Annotated in this window: 18 protein-coding genes; all 18 read right to left on the bottom strand. The window is 64.7% G+C overall.

The window, feature by feature from the left end; all coding sequences use genetic code 11:
* Positions 1-3: 3 nt before the first annotated feature.
* Positions 4-312 carry an NADH-quinone oxidoreductase subunit NuoK gene (nuoK, locus tag LY44_RS02790; protein WP_013067258.1) on the bottom strand — a complete coding sequence of 103 codons (309 nt, stop codon included), beginning with the start codon at positions 310-312 and terminating at the stop codon, positions 4-6.
* Between the two features lie 43 nt (positions 313-355).
* Positions 356-964 (bottom strand): NADH-quinone oxidoreductase subunit J, encoded by a 609-nt coding sequence (locus LY44_RS02785; protein ID WP_055208800.1) that lies wholly within the window; start codon positions 962-964, stop codon positions 356-358.
* On the bottom strand, positions 961-1,371 hold the full coding sequence (locus tag LY44_RS02780; RefSeq protein ID WP_055208802.1) for a carboxymuconolactone decarboxylase family protein: 411 nt from the start codon (positions 1,369-1,371) through the stop codon (positions 961-963). Before LY44_RS02780 ends, LY44_RS02785 begins: the two co-directional genes overlap by 4 nt.
* A complete protein-coding gene (nuoI, locus tag LY44_RS02775) occupies positions 1,368-1,859 on the bottom strand; it encodes an NADH-quinone oxidoreductase subunit NuoI (protein WP_013067255.1) in 492 nt (163 codons plus the stop codon). Before nuoI ends, LY44_RS02780 begins: the two co-directional genes overlap by 4 nt.
* On the bottom strand, positions 1,859-2,146 hold the full coding sequence (locus LY44_RS02770; RefSeq protein WP_055208804.1) for a hypothetical protein: 288 nt from the start codon (positions 2,144-2,146) through the stop codon (positions 1,859-1,861). Before LY44_RS02770 ends, nuoI begins: the two co-directional genes overlap by 1 nt.
* Positions 2,143-3,180: an NADH-quinone oxidoreductase subunit NuoH gene (gene nuoH / locus LY44_RS02765; protein WP_055208806.1), complete on the bottom strand. Its 1,038-nt coding sequence runs from the start codon at positions 3,178-3,180 to the stop codon at positions 2,143-2,145. The genes LY44_RS02770 and nuoH overlap by 4 nt, the downstream gene beginning before the upstream one ends.
* A 33-nt stretch (positions 3,181-3,213) precedes the next feature.
* A complete protein-coding gene (locus LY44_RS02760; protein ID WP_055208808.1) occupies positions 3,214-3,621 on the bottom strand; it encodes a hypothetical protein in 408 nt (135 codons plus the stop codon).
* A gap of 4 nt (positions 3,622-3,625) precedes the next feature.
* Entirely contained in the window at positions 3,626-5,623 is a 1,998-nt protein-coding gene (gene nuoG / locus LY44_RS02755) for an NADH-quinone oxidoreductase subunit NuoG (RefSeq protein WP_055208810.1), read from the bottom strand.
* Between the two features lie 59 nt (positions 5,624-5,682).
* Positions 5,683-6,453, bottom strand: a complete 771-nt coding sequence (locus tag LY44_RS02750) for a class I SAM-dependent methyltransferase (RefSeq protein ID WP_055208812.1) — start codon at positions 6,451-6,453, stop codon at positions 5,683-5,685.
* On the bottom strand, positions 6,450-6,734 hold the full coding sequence (locus LY44_RS02745) for a hypothetical protein (RefSeq protein WP_055208814.1): 285 nt from the start codon (positions 6,732-6,734) through the stop codon (positions 6,450-6,452). Before LY44_RS02745 ends, LY44_RS02750 begins: the two co-directional genes overlap by 4 nt.
* Complete coding sequence (locus tag LY44_RS02740) at positions 6,734-7,210, bottom strand: hypothetical protein (RefSeq protein ID WP_055208816.1); 477 nt, start codon at positions 7,208-7,210, stop codon at positions 6,734-6,736. Before LY44_RS02740 ends, LY44_RS02745 begins: the two co-directional genes overlap by 1 nt.
* A gap of 6 nt (positions 7,211-7,216) precedes the next feature.
* Positions 7,217-8,512 (bottom strand): NADH-quinone oxidoreductase subunit NuoF, encoded by a 1,296-nt coding sequence (gene nuoF / locus LY44_RS02735; protein WP_055208817.1) that lies wholly within the window; start codon positions 8,510-8,512, stop codon positions 7,217-7,219.
* 196 nt (positions 8,513-8,708) lie between these two features.
* Entirely contained in the window at positions 8,709-9,164 is a 456-nt protein-coding gene (locus LY44_RS02730) for a hypothetical protein (protein WP_055256373.1), read from the bottom strand.
* Between the two features lie 99 nt (positions 9,165-9,263).
* Complete coding sequence (locus LY44_RS02725; protein ID WP_055208821.1) at positions 9,264-10,433, bottom strand: NADH-quinone oxidoreductase subunit E; 1,170 nt, start codon at positions 10,431-10,433, stop codon at positions 9,264-9,266.
* The gene (locus tag LY44_RS02720) at positions 10,433-11,674 is read right to left on the bottom strand and encodes an NADH-quinone oxidoreductase subunit D (protein WP_055208823.1); all 1,242 of its coding nucleotides are present in this window, start codon (positions 11,672-11,674) and stop codon (positions 10,433-10,435) included. The genes LY44_RS02725 and LY44_RS02720 overlap by 1 nt, the downstream gene beginning before the upstream one ends.
* A gap of 45 nt (positions 11,675-11,719) precedes the next feature.
* Positions 11,720-12,319, bottom strand: a complete 600-nt coding sequence (locus tag LY44_RS02715) for an NADH-quinone oxidoreductase subunit C (protein ID WP_055208975.1) — start codon at positions 12,317-12,319, stop codon at positions 11,720-11,722.
* 11 nt (positions 12,320-12,330) lie between these two features.
* Positions 12,331-12,864: a NuoB/complex I 20 kDa subunit family protein gene (locus LY44_RS02710; protein WP_055208825.1), complete on the bottom strand. Its 534-nt coding sequence runs from the start codon at positions 12,862-12,864 to the stop codon at positions 12,331-12,333.
* Entirely contained in the window at positions 12,855-13,235 is a 381-nt protein-coding gene (locus LY44_RS02705) for an NADH-quinone oxidoreductase subunit A (RefSeq protein WP_173644527.1), read from the bottom strand. Before LY44_RS02705 ends, LY44_RS02710 begins: the two co-directional genes overlap by 10 nt.
* Between the last annotated feature and the right edge of the window lie 214 nt (positions 13,236-13,449).

Raw genomic sequence — 13,449 nt, 5'->3', positions numbered from 1 at the left:
GCCTTACCCCTTCATCACGTTGACGTCTTCGACGGCGATGGTGCCGCGGTTGCGGAAGAAGACCACCAGGATCGCCAGCCCGATCGCGGCCTCGGCGGCGGCGACGGTCAGCACGAACATGGTGAAGACCTGTCCGACAAGGTCGCCAAGATGCGTCGAAAACGCGACCATGTTGATGTTGACGGCCAGAAGCATCAGTTCGATCGACATCAGGATGACGATGACGTTCTTGCGGTTGACGAAGATGCCGAAGATGCCGGTGACGAACAGGATCGCCGCCACAGCAAGATAATGTTCCAATCCGATCGTCATCGCTTCCCCTCCGGGCCCGACCCCGTTTTCTTGTTCTTTCGCATCACAGCCCCTGCCCCGGTTTCACGTCGACCATCTCCAGCGCCTTGGCCGGGTCGCGGTGCATCTGCGCGATCACGTTCTGCCGCTTGATGTCGGTGCGGTGGCGCAGCGTCAGCAGGATCGCCCCGATCATCGCGACGAGCAGCACGAGCCCCGCGCCCTGGAAGAGGTAGAGGTATTTGTCATAAAGGATCATGCCCAGAGCGGCGGTGTTCTCCACCCCCTCGGGCGCGGGCGAGGCACGCAGGCCATTGGCCGCATCGGCCGTGTTCCAGACCATCAGCCCGGTGGCGAGCTGCGCCAGCATCACGAGCGCAATGAGCCCGCCCACCGGCGCATAGCGCACCAGCTGCCCGCGCAGCGCCGCAAAGTCGATGTCGAGCATCATCACGACGAAAAGGAACAGCACCGCCACCGCGCCGACATAGACGATGATCAGCAGCATGGCGACGAATTCCGCCCCCATCAGCACGAAAAGCCCCGCCGCCGAGAGGAAGGTCAGGATCAGCCACAAAACCGCATGCACCGGGTTCTTGGACAAAACCACCATGAGGCCCGCAACCACCGCCACGACGGCGAAAAGGTAAAAGGCGAATACGAACACCGTCATGTGTTTTCCCCCGATTTCTCGTCGAAGACCTCGCGCGCCAGTTCCAGCGCCTTGGTCATGGCGGGCACGCCGCCGAACATGCTCATCTGAAAGATCACCTCGGCGATCTCCCGCTCGGTTGCCCCGGCTTCAAGCGCATGGCGGATGGTCAGCCGGACCGGCGCCTCGGCCTGCGCGCCCAGGGTCACCTGCCCCGCCAGCGTCACCAGAAGCCGGGTGCGCGCATCCAGCCCGTCGCGGTTGAAGGTCTTGCCGAACCACATTTCCAGCATGTCGGCCGGCATGGTCGGAAACATCTTCTCGAAGGCCTTGGGGTTGAAGCTCTCCAGAGCCGGGTTGAACATCCGGGCCATTTCCGTGCCCTGCTCCATCATCGCCATGAAAAGCTTCTGAAAATCCGCGTTCATCTGTAGGGTGCATCCATCTCGATGTTGCGGGCGATTTCGGCCTCCCAACGGGCGCCGTTCTCCAGCAGTTTTTCCTTGGTGTAGAACAGTTCCTCACGCGTCTCGGTGGCGTATTCGAAGTTCGGCCCCTCGACGATGGCATCGACCGGGCAGGCCTCCTGGCAGTAGCCGCAATAGATGCACTTGGTCATGTCGATGTCGTAACGGGTGGTGCGGCGCGAGCCATCGTCGCGCGGTTCGGCGTCGATGGTGATCGCCTGCGCCGGACAGATCGCCTCGCAGAGCTTGCAGGCGATGCAGCGTTCCTCGCCCGAGGGGTAGCGGCGCAGCGCATGTTCGCCGCGGAAGCGCGGCGACAGCGGCCCCTTTTCATGCGGGTAGTTCAGCGTGGGCTTGGGCGCCACGAAATATTTCATCCCCAGCGCGAAGCCTTTGATGAAGTCCCACAGGACGAAGTATTTCGCTGCGCGAACATAATCGAAAGCCATCAGTTCTTCTCCGCCGGATCGGTCTTGCCGGTGTCTTGCTTGACTGGGCCGGAAACGGTCCATTTCCGGCTGTCGGAGGCAACCTCGAGGTCGCCCACGCCAAAATCTCCGCGCCCTTCCAGCGCCCCCACCGCCCGCATGATCGGCGGCGTCTTCGACAGGAACGAAGTCACGTTCTTGCCATCCACTTCCAGCCGGTAGCCCTCGACGATCACCGGCACGAGCTTCACCACACGCCCGTCAAGGGTCAGGCTCAGCGTTTCGCGGTTCGGATCCTTCACGTTCATGCGCCAATCCCCCAACGGGCCCAGAAGCCGCCCAGCACTTCGAATTTCGCAAGGAAAGCCACGACGACGACCCAGCCGAGCGAGAGCGGCAGGAACACCTTCCAGCCGATCCGCATCAGCTGGTCATAGCGGTAGCGCGGCACGATGGCCTTCACCATCGCGAAGACGAAGAACACCGCGGCCATCTTGGCCACCATCCAGAGCACGCCATCGGGCACGCCCGGGATCGGCGAAAGCCAGCCGCCGAAGAACAGCACCGAGGTCAGCGCGCACATCAGCCAGACGGCGATATATTCGCCCGCCATGAACAGCAGATAGGGCGTCGAGGAATATTCGACCATGAACCCGGCCACGAGTTCGGATTCCGCCTCCGGCAGGTCGAAGGGCGGACGGTTGGTTTCGGCGAGCGCCGAGATGAAGAACAGCGCCACCATCGGCAGATGCGGCAGCCAGTACCAGTTCAGAAGGCCGAAATCACCGCGCTGCGCCTCGACGATGGCCGAAAGGTTCATCGAGCCGGTCGAGATGATCACGCCGACGATGATCAGACCCATCGACACTTCATAGGAAATCATCTGCGCCGCCGAGCGCAGCGAGCCGAGGAAGGGGTATTTCGAGTTCGAGGCCCAGCCACCCATGATCACGCCGTAAACCTCGAGCGAGGAGACCGCGAAGACGAAAAGGACGGCGACGTTGATGTCGGCCATCACCCAGCCTTCGTTGAAGGGCACGACGACCCAGGCCAGAAGAGCCAGCACCAGGCTGAGCATGGGCGCAAGGAAATAGACCGGCTTGTCGACGCCCGCGGGGACGACGATTTCCTTGAAGACATATTTGGCGGCATCCGCCACCGATTGCAAAAGGCCAAAGGCGCCCACCACGTTCGGGCCCCGGCGCATCTGCACCGCCGCCCAGATCTTGCGGTCGCCCCAGACCAGCAGCAAAAGGCCGATCATCACGAAAGCGATGATGCCCAGACCCTGCGCCAGCAGGATGAGGGTCTGTCCAAGTGATGTTGCCCAGAAGTCAGCCATGTTGTCCCTCGGATCCGTCCTGCATCATTCGTTTCAAACCGTCGGAATGCCGCGCTCGTGGCAATCGGCGACGGTCACTTCCGCATCGATCGTGCGCAAGCCCCGCGGCAGCGCCGGCGAGATGAGGTAAACCGCATCCGCCTGCAGGCTGCCGCCCGAGCGTGTCACGTTGGTGCGCACATGCCGGGCAAAGCCGAAGCCGCGGATCTGCGCATATTGTGCGGCGGCGCAGGCGGCATAAGCCGTCACCGCCGCCTTGCTGGTGGTGCCCGACAGCGCCACCTGAAATCCCACCAGATCGTCATCGAGCAGATGCGTCTCGACCCCCTCATAGGTGATCGTCGCGCCCGAGACCGCCCCGCCCCCGGCTTCGGCGCAGCCGCTCAGCCCGGCGGCAAGGCCGGTCAGAAGCGCCACGGGAAGGATCGGGGACGGGGTCATGCGCTCACTCCGCCGCCACGGCCGGGGATTTGCGCCCCTTGGCCTGCGCCGAACACTCCGCCATCACCACCGAAGCGCGCGCGATCGGGTTGGTGAAGTAATAGTCGCCAAGCGCCAGACGGAAGCTCGCCTTGCCCATGTCGCGCCGCTCGGGCGGGGTCCAGCCGTTCTCGGCCAGATCGTCGATGTCGCCCAGATGCGGATGTGCAGCCAGCATCGACTGGCGCAGCCCGCCCAGGCTGTCCCAGGGCTGCACCGCGCCCAGTTCCGCCGAAAGCGCGCGCAGGATCGCCCAGTTTTCCTTGGCCTCGCCCGGCGCGAACGTGGCGCGGAAGGCCAGCTGCGGACGCCCCTCGGTGTTGACGAAAAGCCCGTGTTCTTCGGTATAGGCCGCGCCCGGCAGGATGATGTCGGCACGCGAAGCACCGCGGTCGCCGTGGCTGCCCTGATAGATGACGAACGGCCCGCCTTCGGAGGCCGGCGCAATCTCCACCTCGTCGGCACCCATGTTGTAGATCACCTGCACGCCCTCGAGCGCGGCGATCAGACCGCCATTCGTGACCGCCCCCACATCCATCGCGCCGACACGCGACGCCGCAGTGTGCAGCATCAGCATCCGGCCCGAGAGCGCCATCGCATTGGCAATGACCGCATCGCCATCGGCCTCGGAAATCGCGCCCTGACCGACGATGACAATCGCGTCCTTGCCCGCCTTCAACCCGGCCAAGGCCGCGCGGTCGGTGCCGACATGCTCATACTCATAGGTCAGATCGACCGCCGGGCCGATGAGCCGGACCACGGCGCCCTTGGCCCAGGCCTTGCGGATGCGGGCGTTCAGCACCGGCGCCTCGGTCCGCGGATCGGTGCCGATCAGGATGATTTCCTGTGCGTCGTCGATGTCCGCGATCGCGACATTGCCGACATAGGCCGAGCGGTTGCCGATCGGCAGACGCGCGCCATCGGTGCGGCATTCGACCGAACCGCCCTGCCCTTCGATCAGATTTTTCAAGCTGAAAGCGGCCTCGGTCGAGCAAAGATCGCCGACGAGACCCAGAACCTTGCGTCCCTTCATCGCGGCGGCCGCAGCCGCCAGCGCCTCGGACCAGCTCGCCTTGCGCAGCTTGGCCCCTTCGCGAATGTAAGGCGTGTCAAGGCGTTGGCGGCGCAGACCGTCCCAGATGAAGCGGCCCTTGTCGCTCAGCCATTCCTCGTTCACGCCGTCATGGTTGCGCGGCACGATGCGCTTCACTTCGCGGCCCTTGGCGTCGATGCGGATGTTCGAGCCGAGCGCATCCATCACGTCGATGCTTTCGGTCTTCACCAGCTCCCACGGCCGGGCGGTGAAGGCATAGGGTTTCGAGGTCAGCGCGCCGACCGGGCAGAGGTCGATGATGTTGCCCTGCAGGTTGCTGTCGAGCGTGCAATTCAGATAGCTGGTGATCTCGCTGTCGCAGCCCCGCCCGGTCTGGCCCATCTGGGTGATGCCCGCGACTTCGGTGGTGAAGCGCACGCAGCGGGTGCAGGAAATGCAGCGCGTCATCTCGGTCTTGACCAGCGGGCCAAGGTTCAGGTTGTCCGAGGTGCGCTTGACCTCGCGAAAGCGCGAGACCGAGCCGCCATAGGCCATCGCCTGATCCTGCAGATCGCATTCGCCGCCCTGATCGCAGATCGGGCAATCGAGCGGATGGTTGATCAAGAGGAATTCCATCACGCCTTCGCGCGCCTTGCGCACCATCGGCGAATTGGTCTTGATCACCGAGGGCTCGCCATTCGGGCCGGGGCGCAAGTCCTTGATCTGCATGGCGCAGCTGGCGGTGGGCTTGGGCGGTCCGCCGACCACTTCGACCAGACACATCCGGCAGTTGCCCGCGATCGACAGCCGTTCATGATAGCAGAACCGCGGCACTTCGATGCCCGCCTGTTCGCAGGCCTGGATCAGGGTCAGGCTGGGATCGACCTCGACCTCGATGCCGTCGATGATGATCTTGCGCAGGGTGCTCACGCTTCTTCTCCACTTGCAGTCGGTGGCGGGGCGATGCCCGGGTCGTTGGTCTTGGCCGGTCAGCTGGCGCTGGCGTCCGTCTCGGCGGTTTCGGCGGCACGTCCGCCACGGATCGAGGCCACCGGCGGATGCACCGGGCCCTTTTCCAGAACGATGATCGAATCATGCACATGGATGCCCGAGATCATCGGCCCGAACAGCGGCACCCGCGGCTTGCCGCCGTGATACCAGCGGTGCATGTCGTCGATCAGCTTGCGCACGAAGTTGAAGATGTTGTCCGAGGTGTCCATGCCGCCGCCGAACTTCTTCCAATAGGCGGTGTGCATGTCCTCGATCATGTAGACGCCGCCCTCGGCCAGCTGCGGAAACAGCATGCGCAGGCTGGCGCGGACATGTTTCATCACATGGCTGCCGTCATCCAGAATGATGTCGACGCCGCCCATTTCCGCGATCACCTCGGCCAGGAACTTCGGATCGGCCTGCGAGCCGATGCGCACCTGCGCCGCCTCGCCGTCATAGGCCTTGCATTTGGGGTTGATGTCGATGCCGTAGATCACCGCCTCGGGGCCGAAATAATCGCGCCACATCGCCAGCGAGCCGCCGCGCCAGGTGCCGATTTCCAGCATCCGCACCGGCTTGCCGCGGAACTTCTCGAAATAGCGCTCATAGATCGGCAGGTAATGGTGCCACTTGTGCACTTCGCGCCCGTTCGCCGCGGCGTAGATATCGACCAGATCGCCGCCCGCACCATATTTCGTGCGGATGTCGGCGGCGACATCCTCGCCTTCGAAGCGGAATTTCCAGGCGGATTTCTTGGCCTCGGTCGTCATGCGCAGCCTCCGGGGAAGACCCAAAAATCATCGATGAAGTTGTCACGATCGCCCGAGGCGACCTTGCCGCCGCACAGCGCATTGGCGGCGCGTTTCGCCTCGGCGCCCTCGTCCATGCGGAAGGGCGTGGCGGTGCGGTGCACGGCCAGCTCGCCGGTGGGCAGGAAGGTTCCGGTATAGCCCGCGACCTCGGCCATGCGCGGCGCCCGGGCGCCGCCATCGGGCATCGGCGCCGCACCGGCGCAGCCCGCCATCAGCAGGGGAAGAAGCAGCGCCCGCATCAGTAGCCCTTCCTCTCGTTGACCCGCGGACAGGCCAGATCCAGCCGATAGACGCCCGCCGCCAGCCGCCGCACCTCGGCCGGATCGCGCGAGATCGCCCGCGACGAGGGGCAGACCACATCCACCACCAGCAGCACGCCCTTTTTCAGCGCGCGCTCGTCGGTCTCGGTGACGCCCTCGTACTCGACCTCGAAGGCCGAGGCGAAGCCGTCCCAGGAAATGCACTCTTCCAGCCCCTTGGCGTTCTTTTCGCAATGCTGGCCGCCGGTCATCACCTGACCGAAATACTCCACCCGTGCCCCGCGCACCCCTTCGGAGAGGCGCAGATGCCGCGACAGATCGGGGATGTAGCCCGAGGCGCGCAGGCTGTAATCGGGCGCCTCGGCCAACGCAGGCAGACAGGCGCAGGCCAGCGCCGCAACCGTCGCCGTCCCCCCCGTCGTGATCCTGTGAAAGCTGCCCGAGCCGGTGGCCATCTCAGATCACTCCGCCGCCATCGCGCCCATGCGGCCGGTCTTGCGCGCCTTGATCCGGTCCTCGATCTCCTCGCGGTAATGCCGGATCAGCCCCTGGATCGGCCAGGCGGCAGCATCGCCAAGGGCACAGATCGTGTGGCCCTCGACCTGTTTCGTCACCGAAAACAGCATGTCGATTTCCTCGACCTCGGCCTCGCCGGTCACCAGACGCTCCATCACCCGCCACATCCACGAGGTGCCCTCGCGGCAGGGCGTGCACTGGCCGCAGCTTTCGTGCTTGAAGAACTGCGACAGCCGCGCGATCGCCTTGATGATGTCGGTCTGCTGATCCATCACGATCAGGCAGGCGGTGCCGAAGGACGACTGCTTTTCGCGCATGCCGTCGTAATCCATGATCGCATCTTCGCACAGATGCGCCGGAATGACCGGGCAGGACGCGCCGCCGGGGATCACCGCTTTCAGGTTCTTCCAGCCGCCACGCACGCCGCCGCCGTGTTTCTCGATCAGCTCTTTCATGCTGATCGACATCGCCTCTTCCACCACGCAAGGCGTGTTGACGTGCCCCGACATCGCGAAGAGCTTGACGCCGGTGTTGTTCGGCCGCCCGATGCCCGCGAACCAGGCGCCGCCGCGGCGCAGGATCGTCGGCACGACGGCGATGGATTCGACGTTGTTCACCGTGGTCGGGCAGCCATAAAGCCCCGAGCCCGCCGGGAACGGCGGTTTCATCCGCGGCATCCCCTTCTTGCCCTCAAGGCTTTCCAGCAGCGCGGTTTCCTCGCCGCAGATATAGGCGCCCGCGCCGTGGTGCAGATAGACGTCGAAATCATAGTCCGAGCGGCAGGCGTTGCGCCCGATCAGCCCGGCTTCGTAGCATTCGTCGATGGCGGCCTGCAGGGCCTCCTTTTCGCGGACATATTCGCCGCGGATATAGATATAGGCCGCCCGTGCGCCCATGGCGAAACCGGCGATCAGCGCGCCTTCGATCAGCGTATGCGGATCGTGGCGCATGATTTCGCGGTCCTTGCAGGTGCCCGGCTCGGATTCATCGGCGTTGATCACCAGAAACGAGGGCCGCCCGTCGGATTGCTTCGGCATGAACGACCATTTCAGCCCGGTCGGAAAGCCCGCGCCGCCGCGTCCGCGCAGCCCCGAGGTCTTGACCTGCTCGATGATCCAGTCCCGGCCATTGCCCAGGATCGCCGCCGTGCCATCCCAGTGACCACGCGCCATCGCGCCCTTCAGCGAGCGGTCGTGCATCCCGTAGATGTTGGTGAAGATGCGATCGTGATCGTTGAGCATGTCCATTCCCTCGGTTTCGGCGGGGGCCGGTCCCCGGCCCGCGCGGCATCGGCGCTGCGATACACACGGTCTCCCTCGTCCGGGCCGCAACCCGGCGCTTCCGGACCTCTGTCCGGGAAATCCCGAGCCCCGCAGGGCTCGGGATCCTGTCTTGCCGCACCAGCGCCTCTCCCCAGGCGCCGGGCGGGGTCTTTCCTCAGCCCCGACGGGGCTTTTGCTTGCCTTTCGGCGCGGGCGCCGGTTTGGCAGCCGGTTTCGGCGCCGAAACGACCGGCGCGGGCGCCGGTTCGGCGGCCTTGAGCGGAGCCACCGCAGGCGCGGCGACCGGCGCGGCTTTCACCGGCGCGGCCTGCACCGGTTCAGGCGCTTTCGGCACTTCGGCGGTCTTCACCGCCGCCGCAGGCGCCGCGGCCGGAACCGCCCGGCGCAGCGCGGCGCCCTCTTCGGCCGTCATCGGCGCCTTCGGTTCGGGCAGACCGCAGGTCGCCCAGCAGATCAGCCGCGCAAGGATCAGCGCAGAGATCACCCCGGCGATCGCCGCCATCCAGATCCCCACCGAACCCAGAAGCCAAAGTGCAAAGAAAATCGCGGCTCCGAGCCAACCACCCAGCTTGCGGGCTTTCGTCTGGCAGTCTGTGTCGTTCGTCGACATTTTGCCTTTCCTTTCCCTCTTTCCGTGCCGGGGGGCGGACGTCACGCCGTCCCGGCCTCTGTAGGTTGTCGTTCAAGTCTTCAGATCAGTCGTCCGTCTTCAGTAATTGTTTGTCTTCGCCCGTTCGAGGAAACGGTCAAGCCCTTCCTCGACGATGATCTTCGCCTGAACCACCCAGCGGTCGCCACTGGCGCGCCCCGGAAAGCCCTTCAGATTGCCGTCCATCCAGGCAATTTCGGCCACGCCCCAAGCGGCGATCTGGTCGAAATGGAAGATGCCCAGATCGTGCAGAAGCGCCTCGAGCGCCGGTCCGATGCTCTCGATCTTCTGCAGGTCATCGGCCTTGCCGTCGCGTGCCGCGGCCAGCGCAAGCGGTTTCTGCGCAGCGGTTTCAGCCGTTTGAGCGGCTTTCGCCGCCGCCCCGGCGCCCTGCACAGCCGGGGTTGACGTCCCCCCGGCCAGATCCGCCGTCGCCGCCGCTTTCGCCGCCTCGGCCGCCGCCTGCTGCTGCACCGCCGAGCGCGGCCGCGCAGCCATCAGACCGATCGCGCCCATCTGCCCCGAGACCTGCCATGGGGCGGAAAGCCGCACCTCGGTCCCGTCGATCCGGCGGGTGCCATCGCCCACCGCCACCGCCCGCGCGACCGAGCCGTTCTGCACCTCGCGCGCGCCGGGCGTCGCCGTGCAGCTGGTCAGGCCGGTCGCGGGTTCCGCCCCGAACCGCCCGATTTCCGAGCCCGGCACCAGCGTCTTGCCCGCGGCCAGATCGTCGATCAGCCGCTCCAGCCCCGCCTCGGTCAGGTCCTCGTAGTAATCCTTGCCGATCTGCGCCATCGGCGCATTCGCGCAGGCGCCCAGGCATTCGACCTCTTCCCAGCTGAACTTGCCATCGGCCGACAGCGCATGCGGGTGATGCGAGATCTTGCGCTTGCAGACCGAAATCAGGTTTTCCGAGCCCATGATCATGCAGCTGGTGGTGCCGCAGACCTGGATATGCGCGACCGAGCCCGTGGGCTGCAGCTGGAACATGAAGTAGAAAGACGCCACTTCCAGCACGCGGATATAGGGCATGTCGAGCAGGTCGGCCACGTATTCGATCGCGGGCTTCGTCAGCCAGCCTTCCTGTTCCTGCGCGCGAAACAGCAGCGGGATCACCGCCGAGGCCTGACGGCCCTCGGGGTATTTGGTGATCTGCGCCTCCGCCCAGGCGCGGTTGGCGGGGGTGAAGGCGAAGCTTTCGGGTTGGGTGGCGTGCAAGCGGCGCAGCATCAGCGGTCAATCTCCCCGAACACGACGTCCATCGTGCCGATGATGGCCGAGACATCGGCCAGTTGGTGTCCCTTGGCGACGGCATCGATCGATTGCAGATGCGCATAGCCCGGCGCGCGGATCTTCGCGCGATAGGGTTTGTTGGTGCCATCGGCGACCAGATAGACGCCGAATTCGCCCTTCGGCGCTTCGACCGCGGCGTAAACCTCGCCCGCGGGAACCTTGAAGCCCTCGGTATACAGTTTGAAATGGTGGATGAGCGCCTCCATCGAGGTCTTCATCTCGGCCCGTTTCGGCGGCGCCAGCTTGCCGCGCGAAAGGATGTCGCCCTGCCCGTCCGGCGCGCGCAGTTTCGCGCAGGCCTGCAGGATGATGTTCGTCGACTCGCGCATCTCGGCCATGCGGACAAGGTAGCGGTCATAGCAGTCGCCATTCTTGCCGATGGCGATCTTGAAGTCGAATTCGTCATAGCATTCATAGGGTTGCGCACGGCGCAAATCCCAGGCAAGGCCCGAGCCGCGGACCATCACGCCGGAATAGCCCCATTTTTCGATCTCGGCTTCGGTGATGATGCAGATATCGGCATTGCGCTGCTTGAAGATCCGGTTTTCGGTCAGCAGCCCCTCGATATCGTCCAGCACCTGCGGGAAGGCCTTGGCCCAGATCTCGATATCGTCGATCAGATCGGGCGGCAGATCCTGATGCACCCCGCCCGGACGGAAGTAGTTCGCGTGCAGACGCGCGCCACAGGCCCGTTCGTAGAAGATCATCAGCTTTTCGCGTTCCTCGAAGCCCCAGAGCGGCGGCGTCAGCGCGCCGACGTCCATCGCCTGCGTGGTGACGTTCAGCAGGTGGTTCAGGATGCGGCCGATTTCCGAAAACAGCACCCGGATCAGCGAGGCGCGGCGCGGCACGGCCGTGCCCGTCAGCTTCTCGATGGCGAGACACCAGGCATGTTCCTGGTTCATCGGCGCCACATAGTCGAGCCGGTCGAAATAGGGCGTGTTCTGCAGATAGGTCCGGCTTTCCATCAGCTTTTCGGTGCCGCGGTGCAAAAGCCCGATATGCGGATCGGCGCGTTCGACGATCTCCCCGTCCAGCTCCAGCACCATCCGCAAAACCCCGTGCGCCGCAGGGTGTTGCGGGCCGAAGTTGATGTTGAAATTGCGGATGCTCTGCTCGCCGGCCAGCATGTCTTCCGAGCCGTCGTCGTAGCTGTTGTGCCGGATGTCGCCGTCCATGCCTCTTCCCCTTGTGCTGCTTGCCTCAGCCGTTCCGGTGCCGGATCAGCTGCGCTTCTCGTCGCCCGGAAGCACGCTCTGCGCGCCTTCCCACGGGCTGAGGAAATCGAATTGCCGGTATTCCTGCGCCAGCTTCACCGGCTCGTAGACGACGCGCTTTTGCACCTCGTCGTAGCGCAGCTCGAGATAGCCCGTTGTCGGGAAATCCTTGCGCAAAGGATGGCCGCGGAAGCCGTAATCGGTCAGCAGCCGGCGCAGGTCCGGATGGCCCGAGAACAGGATGCCGAACATGTCGAAGACTTCGCGCTCGAACCAGTTCGCCGCCGGATAGACGTCCACGATCGAGGGGCACATCACGTCTTCGGGCAGGGCCGCCTTGACGCGGATGCGCTGGTTCTTCCACATCGAGAGGAAATGCCAGACCATCTCGAAGCGCTCGGCGCGTTCGGGCCAGTCGACGGCGGTCAGATCGACCAGCGTGGTGAAGCGGCAGGCGGCATCATCGCGCAGGAACTGCACGAAACCGACGATCCCCTCGGGCCTGACGATCACCGTCAGCTCACCCTGCACCACTTCGGCCGAGATCACCTCGGCCGGACGCTTCTGCGCGACATGCGCCGCGAGGTCTTGCAGCTTTTCGCTCATGCTCATCCTCCTCAGCGCACCAGCGTGCCGGTGCGGCGGATCTTGCGCTGCAACTGCAAGATACCATACATCAGCGCCTCTGCCGAGGGCGGACAGCCGGGCACATAGATATCGACCGGCACGATGCGGTCGCAGCCGCGCACGACCGAATAGCTGTAGTGATAATAGCCGCCGCCATTGGCGCAGCTGCCCATCGAGATCACGTAGCGCGGTTCCGGCATCTGGTCGTAGACCTTGCGCAGCGCGGGCGCCATCTTGTTCGTCAGCGTGCCCGCAACGATCATCACGTCGGATTGCCGGGGGCTGGCGCGCGGCGCGAAGCCGTAGCGTTCCACGTCATAGCGCGGCATCGCGGTGTGCATCATCTCGACCGCGCAGCAGGCCAGACCGAAGGTCATCCAGTGCAGCGAGCCATTGCGCGCCCAGTTGATGATGTCCTCGGCGGTGGTCAGCAGAAAACCCTTGTCCTGCAGGTCGCGGTTGAGCGCGGCTGTGGCCACGTCCATGTCGGCGGCGGCGGTATTGGAGCCGGTCATCACGCCCATTCCAGCGCCCCCTTCTTCCATTCATAGGCAAAGCCCACGGTCAGCACGCCAAGGAACACCATCATCGACCAGAAGGCGGTCATCGACAGGTCGCCAAAGGCCACCGCCCAGGGAAACAGGAACGCCACTTCCAGATCGAAGATGATGAACAGGATCGACACCAGATAGAAGCGCACGTCGAATTTCATCCGCGCGTCGTCAAAGGCGTTGAAGCCGCATTCATAGGCCGAGACCTTTTCCGGGTCGGGATTGCGATAGGCGATGATCGCCGCGGCCCCGATCAGGATCAGTCCAAGCCCGATCGCCATGGCCAGAAGGACGAGTATGGGAAGATATTCCCGCAACATTCCATGCGTGAGCGCGTCTTGCATCTTTTGACCCCTTTTGCCCCCGACCTCACCTTCCCGTGCGCGGGGGCGGCAAGGCGAGGAATAGCCCTCTCCCCCCCTCCGGTCAACATCGCGAGGCCCGGATTCTGGGTTTGAGTCGCATTTTGTATACCGATGCACACCGGATTTGAGACGTTTCGCCGCTGCGACAAGGCGTTGCCGCAATGCGGCAACATGTCTCGCCCCAAGGCGGGGG

This window comes from Rhodobacter capsulatus (genome assembly GCF_003254295.1).
In the GTDB taxonomy this organism is placed as follows: Bacteria; Pseudomonadota; Alphaproteobacteria; order Rhodobacterales; family Rhodobacteraceae; genus Rhodobacter; species Rhodobacter capsulatus.
This window is presented reverse-complemented; position numbering and strand designations above follow the sequence as displayed.

Excerpts from the sequence above, each read along its gene's own strand:
- nuoK (WP_013067258.1), bottom strand. The coding sequence starts at position 312 with ATGACGATCGGATTGGAACATTATCTTGCTGTGGCGGCGATCCTGTTC.
- LY44_RS02785 (WP_055208800.1), bottom strand. The coding sequence starts at position 964 with ATGACGGTGTTCGTATTCGCCTTTTACCTTTTCGCCGTCGTGGCGGTG.
- LY44_RS02780 (WP_055208802.1), bottom strand. The coding sequence starts at position 1,371 with ATGAACGCGGATTTTCAGAAGCTTTTCATGGCGATGATGGAGCAGGGC.
- nuoI (WP_013067255.1), bottom strand. The coding sequence starts at position 1,859 with ATGGCTTTCGATTATGTTCGCGCAGCGAAATACTTCGTCCTGTGGGAC.
- LY44_RS02770 (WP_055208804.1), bottom strand. The coding sequence starts at position 2,146 with ATGAACGTGAAGGATCCGAACCGCGAAACGCTGAGCCTGACCCTTGAC.
- nuoH (WP_055208806.1), bottom strand. The coding sequence starts at position 3,180 with ATGGCTGACTTCTGGGCAACATCACTTGGACAGACCCTCATCCTGCTG.
- LY44_RS02760 (WP_055208808.1), bottom strand. The coding sequence starts at position 3,621 with ATGACCCCGTCCCCGATCCTTCCCGTGGCGCTTCTGACCGGCCTTGCC.
- LY44_RS02750 (WP_055208812.1), bottom strand. The coding sequence starts at position 6,453 with ATGACGACCGAGGCCAAGAAATCCGCCTGGAAATTCCGCTTCGAAGGC.
- LY44_RS02745 (WP_055208814.1), bottom strand. The coding sequence starts at position 6,734 with ATGCGGGCGCTGCTTCTTCCCCTGCTGATGGCGGGCTGCGCCGGTGCG.
- LY44_RS02740 (WP_055208816.1), bottom strand. The coding sequence starts at position 7,210 with ATGGCCACCGGCTCGGGCAGCTTTCACAGGATCACGACGGGGGGGACG.
- nuoF (WP_055208817.1), bottom strand. The coding sequence starts at position 8,512 with ATGCTCAACGATCACGATCGCATCTTCACCAACATCTACGGGATGCAC.
- LY44_RS02730 (WP_055256373.1), bottom strand. The coding sequence starts at position 9,164 with ATGTCGACGAACGACACAGACTGCCAGACGAAAGCCCGCAAGCTGGGT.
- LY44_RS02725 (WP_055208821.1), bottom strand. The coding sequence starts at position 10,433 with ATGCTGCGCCGCTTGCACGCCACCCAACCCGAAAGCTTCGCCTTCACC.
- LY44_RS02720 (WP_055208823.1), bottom strand. The coding sequence starts at position 11,674 with ATGGACGGCGACATCCGGCACAACAGCTACGACGACGGCTCGGAAGAC.
- LY44_RS02715 (WP_055208975.1), bottom strand. The coding sequence starts at position 12,319 with ATGAGCGAAAAGCTGCAAGACCTCGCGGCGCATGTCGCGCAGAAGCGT.
- LY44_RS02710 (WP_055208825.1), bottom strand. The coding sequence starts at position 12,864 with ATGGGCGTGATGACCGGCTCCAATACCGCCGCCGCCGACATGGACGTG.
- LY44_RS02705 (WP_173644527.1), bottom strand. The coding sequence starts at position 13,235 with ATGCAAGACGCGCTCACGCATGGAATGTTGCGGGAATATCTTCCCATA.